Source organism: Mesobacillus maritimus (assembly GCF_044803185.1).
GTDB classification, from domain to species: Bacteria; Bacillota; Bacilli; order Bacillales; family Cytobacillaceae; genus Mesobacillus_B; species Mesobacillus_B maritimus_B.
Map to the genome: position 1 here is coordinate 5,302,679 of NZ_CP085225.1, position 15,920 is coordinate 5,318,598.

At 42.3% G+C, this 15,920-nt stretch carries 15 protein-coding genes; 3 read left to right on the plus strand and 12 right to left on the minus strand.

The features are described 5' to 3' along the window. Positions 1-223 precede the first annotated feature (223 nt). Both LG336_RS25560 and LG336_RS25565 read left to right on the plus strand, forming a co-directional pair. Entirely contained in the window at positions 224-739 is a 516-nt protein-coding gene (locus tag LG336_RS25560) for a competence protein ComK (RefSeq protein WP_404330288.1), read from the plus strand. Positions 740-1,015: 276 nt separating this feature from the next. Next, positions 1,016-1,201 carry a hypothetical protein gene (locus tag LG336_RS25565; protein ID WP_404330289.1) on the plus strand — a complete coding sequence of 62 codons (186 nt, stop codon included), beginning with the start codon at positions 1,016-1,018 and terminating at the stop codon, positions 1,199-1,201. Positions 1,202-1,471: 270 nt separating this feature from the next. On the opposite strand, the gene LG336_RS25570 is transcribed toward LG336_RS25565, so the two are convergent. The 7 genes from LG336_RS25570 to LG336_RS25600 all read right to left on the minus strand — a co-directional run bounded on the left by LG336_RS25570 (position 1,472) and on the right by LG336_RS25600 (position 9,711). Then, on the minus strand, positions 1,472-2,485 hold the full coding sequence (locus LG336_RS25570) for an NAD-dependent epimerase/dehydratase family protein (RefSeq protein ID WP_404330290.1): 1,014 nt from the start codon (positions 2,483-2,485) through the stop codon (positions 1,472-1,474). A 140-nt stretch (positions 2,486-2,625) separates the two neighbouring features. After that, positions 2,626-3,357 carry a FadR/GntR family transcriptional regulator gene (locus tag LG336_RS25575; protein ID WP_404330291.1) on the minus strand — a complete coding sequence of 244 codons (732 nt, stop codon included), beginning with the start codon at positions 3,355-3,357 and terminating at the stop codon, positions 2,626-2,628. Positions 3,358-3,485: 128 nt separating this feature from the next. Further along, complete coding sequence (locus LG336_RS25580; protein ID WP_404330292.1) at positions 3,486-4,871, minus strand: NCS1 family transporter; 1,386 nt, start codon at positions 4,869-4,871, stop codon at positions 3,486-3,488. After that, positions 4,864-6,147, minus strand: a complete 1,284-nt coding sequence (locus LG336_RS25585) for a M20 family metallo-hydrolase (RefSeq protein WP_404330293.1) — start codon at positions 6,145-6,147, stop codon at positions 4,864-4,866. The genes LG336_RS25580 and LG336_RS25585 overlap by 8 nt, the downstream gene beginning before the upstream one ends. Further along, entirely contained in the window at positions 6,116-7,540 is a 1,425-nt protein-coding gene (gene hydA / locus LG336_RS25590) for a dihydropyrimidinase (RefSeq protein ID WP_404333284.1), read from the minus strand. The genes LG336_RS25585 and hydA overlap by 32 nt, the downstream gene beginning before the upstream one ends. Before the next feature lie 495 nt (positions 7,541-8,035). Next, entirely contained in the window at positions 8,036-8,821 is a 786-nt protein-coding gene (locus tag LG336_RS25595) for a glucose 1-dehydrogenase (protein ID WP_404330294.1), read from the minus strand. A 152-nt stretch (positions 8,822-8,973) separates the two neighbouring features. Then, positions 8,974-9,711 carry an SDR family NAD(P)-dependent oxidoreductase gene (locus LG336_RS25600; protein WP_404333285.1) on the minus strand — a complete coding sequence of 246 codons (738 nt, stop codon included), beginning with the start codon at positions 9,709-9,711 and terminating at the stop codon, positions 8,974-8,976. A 751-nt stretch (positions 9,712-10,462) separates the two neighbouring features. Here LG336_RS25600 and LG336_RS25605 point away from each other — a divergent pair. Next, positions 10,463-11,059, plus strand: a complete 597-nt coding sequence (locus LG336_RS25605) for a TetR/AcrR family transcriptional regulator (protein ID WP_404333286.1) — start codon at positions 10,463-10,465, stop codon at positions 11,057-11,059. Positions 11,060-11,146: 87 nt separating this feature from the next. Here the strand turns inward: LG336_RS25605 and LG336_RS25610 are convergent, their stop codons facing one another. From LG336_RS25610 to LG336_RS25630, 5 genes are all read right to left on the minus strand, one after another. After that, positions 11,147-11,290 carry a hypothetical protein gene (locus LG336_RS25610; RefSeq protein WP_404330295.1) on the minus strand — a complete coding sequence of 48 codons (144 nt, stop codon included), beginning with the start codon at positions 11,288-11,290 and terminating at the stop codon, positions 11,147-11,149. 31 nt (positions 11,291-11,321) lie between these two features. After that, positions 11,322-11,963, minus strand: a complete 642-nt coding sequence (locus LG336_RS25615; protein WP_404330296.1) for an SDR family NAD(P)-dependent oxidoreductase — start codon at positions 11,961-11,963, stop codon at positions 11,322-11,324. A gap of 171 nt (positions 11,964-12,134) precedes the next feature. Next, on the minus strand, positions 12,135-13,112 hold the full coding sequence (locus tag LG336_RS25620) for an alpha/beta hydrolase fold domain-containing protein (protein ID WP_404330297.1): 978 nt from the start codon (positions 13,110-13,112) through the stop codon (positions 12,135-12,137). A gap of 243 nt (positions 13,113-13,355) precedes the next feature. After that, on the minus strand, positions 13,356-14,057 hold the full coding sequence (locus tag LG336_RS25625; RefSeq protein WP_404330298.1) for a TerC family protein: 702 nt from the start codon (positions 14,055-14,057) through the stop codon (positions 13,356-13,358). 490 nt (positions 14,058-14,547) lie between these two features. Further along, positions 14,548-15,834, minus strand: coding sequence for an SLC13 family permease (locus LG336_RS25630; protein ID WP_404330299.1), 1,287 nt, complete (start codon positions 15,832-15,834; stop codon positions 14,548-14,550). Between the last annotated feature and the right edge of the window lie 86 nt (positions 15,835-15,920).

Here is a 15,920-nt window from a genome sequence, read left to right on the forward strand (position 1 = left end):
CTGAAACCAATAAGAAAGTGCCCTAGACTGCTTTGGTTATCGTAAAAAAATCGAAACCCTGAGTCCTCGTACGACTCAGGGTTATACCAATTTATGTTTCATAAATCTCGATAAAACTCGGGTCGTGACAGGCACCCGTTGGTTATTCCTCTCACAAGCAATCTATCTTCAACCGGGACAAGGAACCTGTCCCTCCGTCCCTTTCCAAAGGAGACCTAACCACTTGACCATTCAAAACCACTACCTCATCGCCCCGCAATTTATGTACATGATGGGTCATTATGACCGTTGTGGGAAGCTTTGCACCCAAATTACTGATACAAAAGGAACCTTCATCGTTGACAAATCCCCTATTGAAATCCTGAATGAAAGCATAAAATGCATCGGTTTTGACTTACGAGGAGCCCTAGAGACATCTAGATGGTTGCTTGGAGAAGTCCACATGTGTCCAATTATGATCAATCCGATTCATCGAATCGTCCTATTCCCTACTCGTTCCTATAAGCACGAAGAGACCATCTGGTTTAACCCCCAACACATCAAAAGAACCACAAGCTTCAACCGAAAGACCATGATCCTATTCAACAATGGCAAAACCCTAATCGTACCAATCCATTTATCCTCCTTCAATACCAAGCTCCAAAACGCCGAGCAATTAGAAAAAATGACTTTCGGAATTTCTACGGACCTTACATTCGTTCTAAATCCTGTGACAAGGTCCGTTAAGAACAAGGGATAAGGCTACTATCATTGTTCATGTATTAAAAAAACAAAATGGCCCCTTTGCTACTCTGCAAGAGGACCTTCAATATCCTTTTATACCAAACTCTCATTCTACATATATCGACAAAACTAAGCACCGTCCCTATAGAAAAATCCTCCCGGGTGGTGACTGACGCCTGCCCCCAAAGATAAAACTCTTGTATAATCTATAAAAATATTGTCCATGCTAGAACTATAGTTAATAGTTTTGGTATATAGGAGAAATGTTTATTGATATATAGGAGGGTTAACTGTGGGCAAAGAAGAACTGAATAAGATTATAGCCATAAAAAAGATGGATTTAGAGGAGTGCCAGCTGGAGCTTAATAGTCGTTATTATCCAACTATAGTTAGAGTCGCCATGATGAATTATATATCCATTCTACAAGAACAATTAGAACAGTATAACGAACTTATTAAAAGAGAAGAAATTGCTTAACTGCAGCGGGCACCTAACTTAAAGAAAAGGGGTATCTTTCTACCCCTTCAACAACCTTTTTCATATTATAACTTTCGTTTTTTTAAGTTGCTGAAGGGGTATTTTTCTTTTTGTGTAAAATTAACGAACATGTTTTCAGCGACCCTAGCATTCTACAAACCACGACAAAACTCGGTTGGTGACAGGAACTGTTCCCCAAGAGGAAAGGGCAAACGGGACTTGAGAACCGTCCCCAAGTCCACGGGTGGTGACCAGCACCTGAACTTTCGCTTACACTTTTTTAGAAATGGTCTTTTCCTCTGTCCAAAACAGAGAGGTATTGTTAATCCAATTCATATAATCGTTGAAAGCCTCTTCAATTCCATATTGAGGGTAGTAACCTCCGTCTTGTTGAAGACGATCAATGGTTAATCCGCTGGCATCCTTCGGACCGAAGAAATCGATGTTGGCTTCGTCAGGATTGTCAACTAAACGATAGCTGAAATTCGGATACTCTTTTTCAAGTAGTTTACACCAATCCTCCACAGTCCACGACTGACCTCGACTAATATTAAATAAGTCGAAAGTTAATTCGTTCTTTTGCATCAGATGTACGATTGCATTGGCAACATCGCGACTGTAAACCCAATCTCGAATGCCAGGCCGAGGCAACAACACTTCCTGATTTAATAACGCAAGTCTAGTTGCTTGAAAAGGTCCTGAAAGGGTGTGTCGAACACCCGTATAACGCTCCCACGGTCCAAAAACATAACCGATGCGAACGACTAATGTTGGTAATTCAAATAATTCTTTATACCGAAGCACCGTTCTCTCTGCAGCATACTTCGTAATTGAATACAAAGACCTTGGCAAGGGGTTGGAGGTACTTTCAGACATCCTGTTTTCTGTAAAAGCGGTGTCTCCGTACACGGCCTCTGAACTTAAATAGACAAACTTTTCAATTCCGTGTCTCCGCGCCGCCTCCAATACTTCGACGGTACCCATATAATTGACTTGAATGACATCCTTACTCGATTGTTGTTCTCTTTTAAAATCGGGCGTCATCGCTGCCCCATGAATGATGGTCTTAATATGATATTTTTCAATAACGGAATCTAGTAGGCTTCTATCTAAAACATTGCCTTCAATATATTCATATTTTCCAAGACGCCCCTCTAAGGATGGAATAGCTTCATCCGGTACAGGGAGGGTTGCATAATTTACTACATTTATATTTTCATCTAAAAGCCGTTCAGTAATATTAATTCCCACAAACCCTGAACCCCCCGTTAGTAAAACAGTCATGAAAACCACCCTTTCCCTTCTATTACTCTAGTTAAAATTAGACTAGTAACTCAAAGCCATCTAATGATGTTCCCTCTCCCCAACCTTTGATGACTCAACTAAGTAAAGCAGTGCGTTCAAATCAGCCGAGGCTTTATCTATTAATCGTTCTGGACAATGTTCTTTTGCCGATTCTGGATAACGATTGATTTGTTGGAGGTATATTCAAGGTGCTCATACATGGCATCATAAGCTGCATCCGCATCCTGGTCACGAATCGCATGAAAGATTTTAATATGGTAGTTTGCTGATATTTCATTTTCACCTGGCTCTGTAAAGAGTATGTTCCTCGTTTTTCGAATTCCATGTTTCATCAGTTCCTGCACAATCGCGATAAAACTATTAAGAGTTGGGTTTTTAGCAGCCTTTAACACGCTTGCATGGAAGTTAATATCCGCCTGGATTACCTTTTCTAATTCATTGGTTTCCTTAATTTCGTAAGCATATTTTCCAATGGCTTGCAGATCCTCTTCTGTTCTCCTAAGGGCAGCTAACCGAGCAATTCCGGATTCCAACAATGTTCTTGTTTCAAAAAGATTACTGTGACTTTCCGTATCTTCCTGTAAAAACATCAGTAAAGGCGCAATAATCCCATTCATGGTCGGTTTTTTAAGAAACGTACCTTCTCCCGGCTTTACATACACCACATCAAGCGCTTCCAAAATACGTAATGCTTCTCGAACTGAGGTCCTACTTACATTTAGCTCCTCTGCAAGCTTACGTTCAGGCAAAATCAAGTCACCTGGCTTTAACCTTCCATCAGCAATTAATAAATGCAATTGTTCTATGACAAGTTCATAGTTTCGTTTACTTTTTTCAACTGGTTTAAACATTTAATCCCCCTACCTATAACCGTTATCAACCTCAAATTTTGCTACTTTTCCAGTTGTTTTACACCGTCCCCATGTCTCACAAAAATTGAAGCACCTCTAGAAGAGGCGCCACAAATGAGATGAATCCCTCAGTTCTTCGCTTCAACAGCAGGCGGATTTACCGATATCCAGTCCGCTTCCACCTGTTCATATTTCTTTTCAACCCCTAACTTTTTAAGAGCCAAATAGACAACAAATCCTGTCGGAAGACCAACTAACCAAGCAATCTCGAGCAGCCAGAAAGAAACGACGGCACCGACAAACATCGCAATATAGGCAACAGGACTATATCCCTTCCAATAGCTGTACACCCCTGTGCTTTGTTCATAGATCGCTTTCATATTCACCTTCTGCCTTCTAACAAACCAATAGTCTGCAAGCATGATTCCTAAAATCGGACCAAGGAAGGAAGAATAAACATTTTGGAAGGTAAAAAACATTTCACTGGTGAATAACAACCATGGCATGGTAACAAAAGAAAGAATTCCTGTGATGATAACGCCATTCTTCCATTTCGTTTTAAATAAATCCTGAAAAACTAACGCTGGTGGCAGAATGTTCAAAGTAAGATTGGAGGTCACCTGTGCCAACACGATAAAGATTAAGAGAACAATTCCAAAAAACGGTGTCGGCGATAAGGTAACCAAAGCGGTGATCGGATCATCACTACCCGTACCCATAAAAATGATCATCCCTGAGAAGACCATATAGAGCCATGGCGGAATAATTCCCCCCAAGTTAGCAGTAAAACTAGCCTTTTGTGTCGCTGGTTTAATATGACGAATTAAATCGGAACTATTGAGCATTACCGTAGAGAAGTTTGCCACGGCACCGGCAACACCGGCCCAGAAAAGGAACCCCCATGAACCTGGGACTTCAGTATACTGACCAAAATTTATTTTCCCATTGGTAAATACATGCCACATGAAATACGTCAACATGACAAAGATAATGATGGACATAGCGGAGTCAAACCAAGCAATAGACTCGATTCCCTTGATCGCGATAATGGTTTGAAGGATGATTAGGAGAGTAAAATAGAGATATTTCAGATCAGGTAAATCAAATAACATCGTCATAACTGTATTGATTGAGAGGGCCCCTATCCATGTTCCAATTCCATACCAAGCAATGGCAGGGATGGAACGAAGGATATGTGGAAGCTTTGCCCCTCTATAGCCAAAGCTGGAACGAGCCTGAATCGTAAAAGGAATTCCGTATTTCAAGCCAGCTGCTCCATTCAGCGTCATAAAAACACCTACCAGTAAAGCTGAAACAATCCCGACACCAATCGTCTGATAGAGATTTAATCCACCCTGTAACAGGAAGGAACCAATCACCATGACCTGGACGATAATCGCGGAGGACCACATGACCATCATATACGAGAGAGGACTCATGGTCCGCTGATCGAGCGGGATGGGATTTAACCCATCCAAATCGACTGTTTTATTTTCAACTGGAGCTTTACTCATTTGACCCAACCCCTTCATTGGCTAATTGATAGAGCGTGTTTGTCAAAACCTGAACTCCACTTGCCACCTGCTTAAATTCGGTCCATTCCCTTGCATCGTGACTAATTCCATCACGGCTTGGAATAAAAATCATCCCAAATGGAACAATTTTGGACATGATCATCGAGTCGTGATAGGCTCCACTTGCCAACACTTGGTGATCCATTTTTAATTCTTCACAAACCTTTTTAATCGTGTTCGTGATGAGACTGTCAGCTTGAGCAGGCTGATCATGGGTTTTTACCTCTAGTTCATAGGAAACGCCCCGTTTAGCACATACAGCTTGAATGACCTCGTTTAAAAGGGCCATAAATTTCTCTTTGTTTTCTCCATCCGCATCTCGGCTATCAATCGTCATCACAACCTCATTAGGTATAACATTGCTAGCCCCTGGAAATACCTTCAAATCGCCAACGGTAAAAACAGTATGAGCTTTTGTGGAATCTTTAGCCCATGTTTCCAATGTTAAAAGAATCTCCGCAGCCGCCGGCATCGGGTCCTTTCGTAAGTTCATTGGAGTGGACCCTGCATGGCGCTGTTCCCCTTTTATCGTCAGTTTGACTTCTGTTGGAGCGGCAATAACGTTGACAATTCCAATTTCCTTTTGATTAGTTTCAAGTACAGGGCCCTGTTCAATATGCAGCTCGACAAACATCCCAATTTCACCTTGTTTAATGCGAACTTGCTCCAATTTGTCTGGTCGGTAGTTTGCCCGTTTCATTGCTTCATAGAGAGAAATTCCGTCCTTATCCTTGAGTTTCACTAGGTCTTCACTAGAAAGCTGGTTTGTCATCGCGCGACTACCTAAACAGCCCATCCCAAAGCGTGTCGGTTCCTCGGAAACAAAGATAACAGCAACCAAGTCACGTTCATGTTTTAGCCCACTTTCTTTTATCAAACGCAAGGCCTCAATCGCCCCAAGTACCCCGACAATTCCATCAAACATTCCACTGTTCAAAGGGGCATCCAAATGGGAGCCGCTCCAAACTGGCGGAAGATCCGAATTACTTCCGGGAAGCTTCCCAAAGATATTCCCCATCACATCCTCGGACACTTCCAATCCAATTTCTTTCATATATTCCTTTACATAATGCTTTGCCGCCAAATCACGGTTTGTGTAGACAATTCTCGTAATCCCATGCTCCGGAGTTTCATTGAATTCAGCCAGTTCGTAAAGCTGCGCTTTTAAGCGTTCAAGCGACTGGTCAAATAGTACTTTTCTGTTTAGATCTAGCATCTGCAGAACCCCCTAGTAAGGAAGAATGAAACGCTCGACGGTACTGGTATTTTCCTCTACCTAACTCTCCAGTAAATTTTCCTTCCTTCGCAATCACGTCGCCTCGTGAGAGAACATGGGTTAAAACACCTTGAATCTCTCTACCTTCATATGCGTTATAATCTAGGTTTTGATATTGTGTCTCAGCCGTAATCGTTCGAGTGCGATTCGGGTCTACAAGGACGAGATCGGCATCAAATCCCACCGCAACACTTCCTTTATTTGGATAAAGACCAAAGAGCTTAGCTGGTGCCGTACTGGTGATTTCTACAAATTTCTGCAGCGAGATGCGTCCTTCTTGAACACCATATTGGAAGGCGATGGAGTACAGATCCTCGATTCCAGGCACACCGTTTGGAATCTTTGAAAAGTTGTTTCTTCCCATTGTCTTTTGCCCTTCAAAACGGAATGGACAATGATCAGAACCTAGCGTTGAAAGTGAGCCTGAAGCCAATCCCGCCCAAAGCACCTCTTGGTTCGATTTATCCCTTAATGGTGGCGAGCAGACGTACTTCCCTCCTTCAAAGTCCGGTAAAGCAAGATAGCTTTCATCTAAAACTAAATATTGAGGACAAGTCTCCGCAAAAGCTGTGACTCCTCTTTTTTTAGCCATTTCGACCTTTTCAAGAGCTTCCTTACAACTAACATGAACAATATAGACCGGGGCATTCGCTACTTCAGCAATCGAAAGTGCTCGTGCTGTTGCTTCCGCTTCCAGTTCAGCCGGACGAGTATAGGCGTGATAGATGGGATCGGTATTGCCTTTTGAGATCGCCTCAGCAACCATATCGTCGATAATATCGCCATTTTCAGCATGGACATTGGTCACAATTCCATGTTCGCCGGCTTTTTTCATGATTTTATACATCTCTAAATCATTCACCATGAGTTCGCCTTTATAAGCCATAAACAGCTTAATCGATGTAACCCCTTCTTCCTTCGCTAACACTGGCAACTCTTCTAAAATTTCATCGCTATATTCATTGATAATGGAGTGAAAGCCATAATCGATCGCAGAGATTTTCGCTTTCTCCTTCCATTCTCGCAGATTTTCAATTAGCGTCTGGTTTTTACCGGGGTTGGTGAAATTGATGATCGAGGTAATGCCTCCAACCGCTGCAGCCTTTGACCCGCTTTCGAAATCATCTGCCGTCCCCGTACTTTGGAATGGCCAAGCAAGATGAGTATGAACATCAATACCGCCTGGCATGATGTATTGCCCACGGGCATCAATCACCTCAGCCCCAGCAGAAGGAAGAATCTCCTCCGCGATCTCAACAATCTTTTCCCCCTTCACTCGAATATCCGCCTGATACACATCCGTCGCCGTCACAATCGTCCCGTTTTTAATCACCTTTTCCAACCAACATCATCCCCCTATTCCCTAGTCTTCAAATTGGTTTATTGGTCCACTGGTCTAACCAGTAAATTCTATAAAGTATATTCCTTGTACTTTTCTGATTATTCCAATAAGTCGAGATTAAATTTTGACATCCTTTGCCTAATCCACCCCTCAAACGTCTCGCATAAAAAAAGCCCAGCTAGCAGATACTGCCAGTTGGGCTTTTTAGACTTATTCATCTATGCGATAAAACCGGCTGCCCTTTAGGGGGAAATAGGTTCTTGATCCCGCACATTTTTCTAAAATAGATTTCTCTAATTCCACTAATCAAACGTTTGTATAAGTTCGACTTGGTGTGACAAGCTTCTTCGGACTTCCCCTCCATGTAGAACAAAAAACCGGTGAGCGGATCTCACCGGTTTTGCTATCTTATTATAAGAAACTACCCCATATTCACTGACACCATCTTATTATTCTGGGACAAGGAACCTGTCCCCTTGTCCCGCATTAGTACTTATAAGACTGTCCGCCATCAATTGGAATAACGGTTGCGTTGATGAAGTTGGCTTGGTCAGATAATAGGAATGCGGCGAGGTATCCTACTTCTTCTGGCTTTCCAAAGCGCTTCATTGGGTTTGGTTGCACAAATTGTTTTCCTACTTCTTCCCAGTTGTCTGGATCCATTTGTTTTAGTGAACCTTCGACCATTGGCGTCATGATTGCCCCTGGTGCAATCGCTTTGACACTGACTCCGTATTGGCCATATTCGATTCCAGAGTTCCTCGTTAATCCGACAACACCATGTTTACTTGCAGCATAACCCGATTGGTTCCCAACCCCACGGATTCCACCAACAGAAGCGGTATTGACGACAGAACCATATCCTTGTTCCTTCATCACCTTCAGCACATATTTCATACCATAGAACACACCGTTTAAGTTAACATTGACAACTTTTTGGAATTCCTCAATACCAAAATCCTCTGTGAGGTTTTGCTTTCCTTCGATTCCCGCATTATTGAAGAAACTATCAATCTTACCGAACGTTTCAACCGTCTGATTCACGTAGTTTTCAACCGCTTTTTCATCTGCCACATTTGCCGTAATCAGTAACACTTCTGCGTTAGGTGCCAATTCTAAAACTTTCTGTTTTGTTTCTTCTAATGCTGCCTGATTTAAATCAACAAGCACAAGCTTTGCTCCCTCTTTTGCCACTTGCAGGGCCGCAGCTTGGCCTAGGCCAGAGCCTCCCCCAGTAATTAAAACGACTTTGCCATCAAAACGATTGTTCATGCTAGTTTCCTCCTATGATTTCAAAGGGAAAGTTCTTCCCCTTGTAAAATATTTTTAAGTCAAACATCTCTATTTAAAGATACACATTTAGAGATTTCTACTAAAATTTTTATCAGACACCAATTGTAACCAGCCTTTACTAGATTGCCCGATTACTGAGCCGTATATCCACCATCAACAGTCAAAGTATTTCCTGTCATGAACGACGAATCATCTGATGCCATGAACAGGACCGCTTTGGCCATTTCCCCCGCTTTTCCTAGACGCTTCATAGGAGTCGCAGCCGCCAACACTTGCTTGCTTTCCTCTGGGATAATCGGTGTATCGATGAATCCTGGGCATAATGCGTTCACGCGAATATTTTGTTCTGCATATTCAAGGGCTAGCGAACGTGTTAGGTTGATGACGCCACCTTTTGCGGCATTGTAGGCTGCTGACCCCGGCGAACCAACCCAACCGTACATCGATGCTGTATTCACAATTGTACCGCCGCCCGCTTTTAACATTTCCCGGATCGCTTCACGTGCGACCAAGAAAACGCCATCCAAGTCTACATTTACGGTGTTTCGCCATTCTGAGTACTCTAATTCATGTGAAGGTTGAACACGGCCAATTCCAGCGTTGTTAAAAACAATATCCACCTTGCCGAACGCTTCCACGGTTTGCTTAAATAAGTCCGCAACCTCTTCCTCACTCGTAATATTGGCTTTGATAAACAGAGCTTCTGCTTTAAGCGCTTTCAATTCCGCTTCAAAAGCCTTCCCCTTTTCTTCATTTAAATCCACAAGCACCACTTTGGCACCTTCTGAAACGAATAAACGTGCAGTCTCTGCGCCAATTCCAGATGCACCACCGGTAATCACAGCGACTTTATCTTGTAATTTTTTCATCATACATACCCCCTGTTCTGATGTCAGCGACAAAAACACACAATCTATCAGGAAAGTCACACTTTATTCAGTAAATTGTGCTATTTTGTTCACACTTTAATTGTCGCTCTTTTATTTTCTTTTCACAATCAGTAAGATATCAGTAAGTGTCTAGTTAATAGACACTTACTGAGACTTTGTCTACTTTCAAGGGAGCACAGGGACGTACCGAGACCACTGAAAAAGTAAATTTCAGCTAATTAACGTCATACAGCACTTTTTCTTTCTTCCTGGCCATTTTGGTGCGTCATGAAACTTTCATACAGCACTTTTTCCTTCTCCTCAGCCATTTTGGCGCGCTATGAAGCTTTCATACAGCACTTTTTCTTTCTCCTCGGCCATTTTGGTGCGCTATGAAGCTTTCATACAGCACTTTTTCTTTCTCCTCAGCCATTTTGGCGCGCTATGAAGCTTTCATACAGCACTTTTTCCTTCCTCTCAGTCATTTTGGCGCGCTATGAAGCTTTCATACAGCACTTTTTCTTTCTCCCCAGCCATTTTGGCGCGCTATGAAGCTTTCATACAGCACTTTTTCTTTCTCCTCGGCCATTTTGGTGCGCTATAAAGCTTTCATACAGCACTTTTTCCTTCCTCTCGGACGTACCCAGTGCTTCATTTGATATAATGACTCTGATGGAAGCAATGGGGCCGTCCCTCTGCCTCTACTTCTACTTCTACTTCTACTTATATCCAGGGAGGGTTTTCTGTGAAAATGGACCAAAACTCCGTATCTCCTCGAAAAAATCGAACAAAGGAACATTTAAAACTTGCCTTGATCGACCTAATTAAAGAAAAGGGATACCACTCCGTTTCAGTAAAAGACATCGTTGATCGGGCTGCCTATAATCGGAGCACGTTCTATATCCATTTTCTTGATAAAATGGAACTAGCAGAGGACTTGCTTGTTTCCATGCTTCAAGGGTTAGAGGAGGCTGTCGCTGAACCGTATGCCCCTGGTCAAAAAGTGTACACCTCAAAACTCAACCCGCCAGCGTTTAATATCATTTCCTATATCTATAAGCAGCGGAACTTTTTCGAGCTGATCAATTGTGATGACACCTTACCCGGCTTACACCTGAAATTTCCGCGGACCATTTTAAAGATTTATCAGGAAAAATTCACGTTCGAAACCATCAATCACATGCCAGTAAATATGGATTATTTCAAACGATACACGGCCTACGGCTTTTACGGACTCATCCAAAATTGGATTACAGGCGGCTTCAAAGAAACCCAAGAAGAATTCATCCGCGAAATCATTGATCTATCAAAAACACATATTTATTCAGTAAAATATATCGGGGAATAACGGGGAAGAAGGGAAGCACTGCTCCTCCTATCCCCAAAAAAGAAAAAGCCCCCTTAATAAGGGGACCTTCTCTAAAATGTACAGGGACTATACACCTGAAACCTCAACCTGACCTGAAACATGGGGACGGTTCTTCTGTCCCACATAAATACATTTGTTCATCGCAATCCAGCCAAGCAATAAATGATGAAATAAAGAAATGCCACCAATGACATTTAAATTTTCAGCCACAGTGGATCATTAATATCAAAAGTAAAAAGGACTAAAAAGATGCGTAAAGCCACACTCCTTCTATCCCTTTACTTCGACTCCCGAATGGGACCTGAGAACCGTCCCCATGTCTAGGACCCGGTGACACTCCATTCACATAGATGTTATGTTTTGACATTTCTAAGGCAAGGTGCCTCGTCAAATAATCAACCCCTGCCTTAGAGGCTCCGTAGGACGGTGCTGCATTTTTGTGACCGGATTTAGCTGTAGAGGAACTGACATTCACAATTTTCCCATACTTTTGTTCAATCATATAAGGCAAAACAGCTTTGCTAAAATATATATTTCCATTCAAATTGACATCCAGAACTTTATACCAATCTTCCAAGTTCATATCTAGCGTGGAACTGCGCATATTTATACCAGCATTATTGACTAAAATATCGATTTTACCGAAAAAACTCTTCGTCTTCTTAGCTGTCACTGTCGCTGTCTCTGGATTCGTTACATCTCCTAAATGAACAATACACTGCCTTCCCATGGATTGAACTTCGTCAGCCACCTCGTTCAATAACATAGCATTTGTCCCAATTATGACAAGGGATGCACCGTTTTTCGCTAACGTTAAAGCAATGCTCTTTCCAATGCCTCTACTAGCCCCTGAAACAATTGCTACTTTCCCTTCCAATAACATCCAAACACCCTCCTCCAGACATAGGAACGGTTCCGTCCCACATAAACACATATTTTCCGCTACAAGATCGTTGTAGAGGAGAGACACAGGGACAGGTTCATTGTCCCAGTCCCTATAGCCACTACTGACTAGTGACAAAACTGGGACACGGTGCCTGTCCCCTTGTCCCTACTACAGTCTGTTTTTTAAAAACTGATAGGCCATTTGATCAGCTTCATGTCCCATCGATGGGCCATGATTAGCCTGGGAAGATGATAAATACATCGCGTCCGCATTAGAAGACACTAGGGCTTTATAAAGACTCTCGCTCTGATCAATAGGCACTAGAGGGTCCTTGCCACCGTGCAAAATCATCATCGGTGGACAATCTGCACTTACATATGTAATAGGACTACATTTTTTTGCTAATTCTATATACTTCCAATCAGGGTCACCCGTATCGCAGCTTTCTAGCACTTGATTCAAATCTACTAACGATTTTCCAGGTTCAGTATATCCAAGAATTTGGGTGATCACATCATCCATGGATTTGCCTGCATGATCGACTTCTGTTCCAGACAGATTCTTTATTGCTTCATTCGCGTTGCTCCTGAGGAGTGCTACTAGGTCGGATGGAGCATAAAAAATGGTTGCTGCCTTGACTGCACTCGTATATTCTTGGTTACCGCCGACATCCCCTTCCATTTCACTGCAATTTGCGCTCATTGCGACCATTGCGGCTAGATGTCCGCCAGCAGAATTCCCCAACACACCAATCCGTTCGGGATCGATATGATATTTCTCTGAATTTGCTTTTAGGAACCGCACTACTCCCTTGCAGTCATGGATACACGCTGGGAAAACAGACTGACTAGCCAACCGGTAGGATGGGGATACAACAGTAAATCCTTGCTCTACCAATCTTATAAGTTCCCGGCAATAGACTGCTTTTTGAGTAACCTGCTTGTATTCTCCATACATCCATCCACCTCCGAAATAGTAAATGATGCATGGTCCTGGCGTTTTCTGGTTAAGATCTTGATAGATATCCATTTTCAGCGTGTATGGCTCCCCATTATCCAGGGTTACCTCCGCAAAGGGAACATCTTCGTAGCGCGGCGGGCGCCCAGGTGGACATAAAGGTTTTACTTTAGGTAGTAGTTGTTCCATACAAGTTTCCTCCCTATATTCTATTACTTTTAGACTCACAATCTACTTGTAATAGACTAAAACATGGGGACGGTTCTTCTGTCCCACACGACTCCATAATGGGACCTGAGAACCGTCCCCATGTCTACCGGACCTGAGAACCGTCCCCATGTCTACCGACTTCATTCTTCTAAAAAAACCCCTGCTTCTAGGAAAAGGGAAACTGTCAGCAAGGGGGATCTTTTTCTTTTTAACTCAATACTTTTAAACCACCTGTTTTGATTTCTCTTTTTCATCACTTACACTTTTCATTACTACCACTTTATTTTCCTTTAGTTTCCCCGCAATAATAACCCCTGCAACGACCACTAGTTCGAATCCATATTTAATGAAAGGGTTTGTGAAATATCCTTTTAAGAAAGGTTCACCTACGATCATTTTCGATGCTGTCCAAGCTAAGATTCCTGATCCAATTGTAATAATGACAGGGAATCGTTCAATCCATTTCAAGATTAATGTACTTCCCCACATCACAACAGGTACAGAAATAAGTAGTCCAAGAATAACAAGCAAAGTATTACCGTGCGCAGCACCTGCTACCGCTAATACATTATCTAATCCCATTAATGCATCGGCTATAATGACCGTTCGGATGGCTGCCCAAAAATTGTCTCCAGCTTTAATATCATCATGTTTGTCATCATCAACTAGTAGTTTATATGCAATAATAACTAGAAGAAGACCCCCTACTAAATGCAATCCCGGTATATTCAAAAGCCATACGACTGCAAGAGTTGCAATTGTCCGAATAATAATGGCTCCAATTGATCCCCATAAAATTACTTTCTTTTGTTGATGTACGGGCAGCTTCCTTGCTGCAAGCCCAATTAGTATGGCATTATCGCCCGCTAATACCAAATCAATGGCAATGATCATAAATAGTGCTGTTAAAAATTCCATTTCCATTTATATTCCTCCCTTAATAAAAGGCTCTTTTCGTAAAGATTGTTGTTAAAATTGTAAAAATCATAAAACCGATTTTTACTACCTAAAGCCGATTTTAACGTAATATAAGCTATTTACTACGTTATAGTAAGTTTGCAAGCTCTTTTCTCAAATAATAATAGCTATTTTGGCATGTAACAAAGCTTAATTCATTCAATTCTATTTCTAAAAGCAACAAAGTTTGAGAAAAGAGCCTAATAAAAAGTAAAAATAAAGAGACCTTTGCCATTTAATTAGGCAAAGGTCTCGCTAAGCATGGTTATATGCCAACAAAGCCGATGGAGTAATCCATGTATTGACGACTTTGTTTCAGGTTCCCCTGACGCTACTCCCCTTCACAAGGATTCATGTTGCCCCTCTAGGAATTGCAAAGGAAGGGAACCCCTCCCTACTATATGTTCAATTTCTACAGCTCGTCCCACTTAATTCAACTGTTCCTTCTATCACTTTATTAGTTTACAGGGAACATCACGATAGCACCTACACATAGTGCAAAAATACGGATCAGGTACATAGGTACTGAGAACAACCAGAACTGTGGAAGCTTATATTTACCCATACCTAGAATCATTGCAGGCATCCCATCGATTGGCATGAACCCGCCGTTCCATCCAGATATTACAACCGCAGTTGCGGCAGCAACAGGATTAAGTCCCAAACTCATGCTAGTAGCAATAGCGATTGGCGCAAAGATGAATACAGAACCCATATTTGAACCAGTAAAAGTCGCACAGGTACTAGTTAGAAGTGCGAAGATGAAGATAAGAAGGAATGGATTGATATCCGTACCCAATGCATTCGCAACAGCATCTCCAATCATAGCTGTAAATCCAGAGTTAGCCAGAGCGTCAGCAACGCCAATAACACCAGCCATCATAATAATTACAGGTGCACCCATATTATCTCGAACTTCCTTGAAGTCAAGTACGTTGATCATTAGTATGAATGCTCCCATAAGGCCAGGGATGACAAAGGCAGCATTGCCCAACACATTCATAAGCATCATTCCAACAACACTGACCATAAATGCAGCGATGGTGCTGTATTCTTTCCATGCAGGCATAGCCCCCATTTCAGTCGTAGCTGCCACCTCATCAAATGCAGAACCACCTTCTGTTATTGAATGATCTGGTAGAAGACGATAAGCAACCAAAGCCCATACTAAGAAACCAAGAGCCAGGATGAAATTTACTACAGCAAATTTCGACATAGACAGTCCGCCGGTATAACCTGCCGTTTCCAGTACGCTAACCGTAACCCCATAGAAGAGTGCTACATTGAAAGGAATTAAAGGGTGGTTCGTAGCGAACCCCAAAGGCATCATCAGTTTGGACGTAGGCATTTTTTTATTGTAAGGGATCGTAGAGATCAAAGATAGAATCAGTACATAGTAACCAGTGGCACCGGCACCTGGAAAACTGGCACCAAGCATAACGACCACGAGCAAAAGAGCATAGCTCTTGTAACCGCCCTTTTTTACCAAACCAAGCATAGAGGACTGAACCTTACCAATTAATCTAGTCTTCATTAGTCCGGCCATCACAACCATAAAGCCTGCGACCATGACAACGCTTGGGTTAATAAAGCCTGCGAACGCCTCCTGAACAGTGGACAGACCGACAACGACTAGCAAAAGGCAGGCCAGGATTGGTGGTGCGCCGAAGGCCATTTTGTCTGTCATGATTAGTACAATCATCAGAACCAAGATACCTAGGGCAAGAATCATTTCCATTGTCATTTTTGTTTCTCCTCTCTCTTAGGGGATGACACTTTGCTATCATATTTTAGAGACTGTCAAGGTCTCTTAGTGAGCCTAAGCAGCTG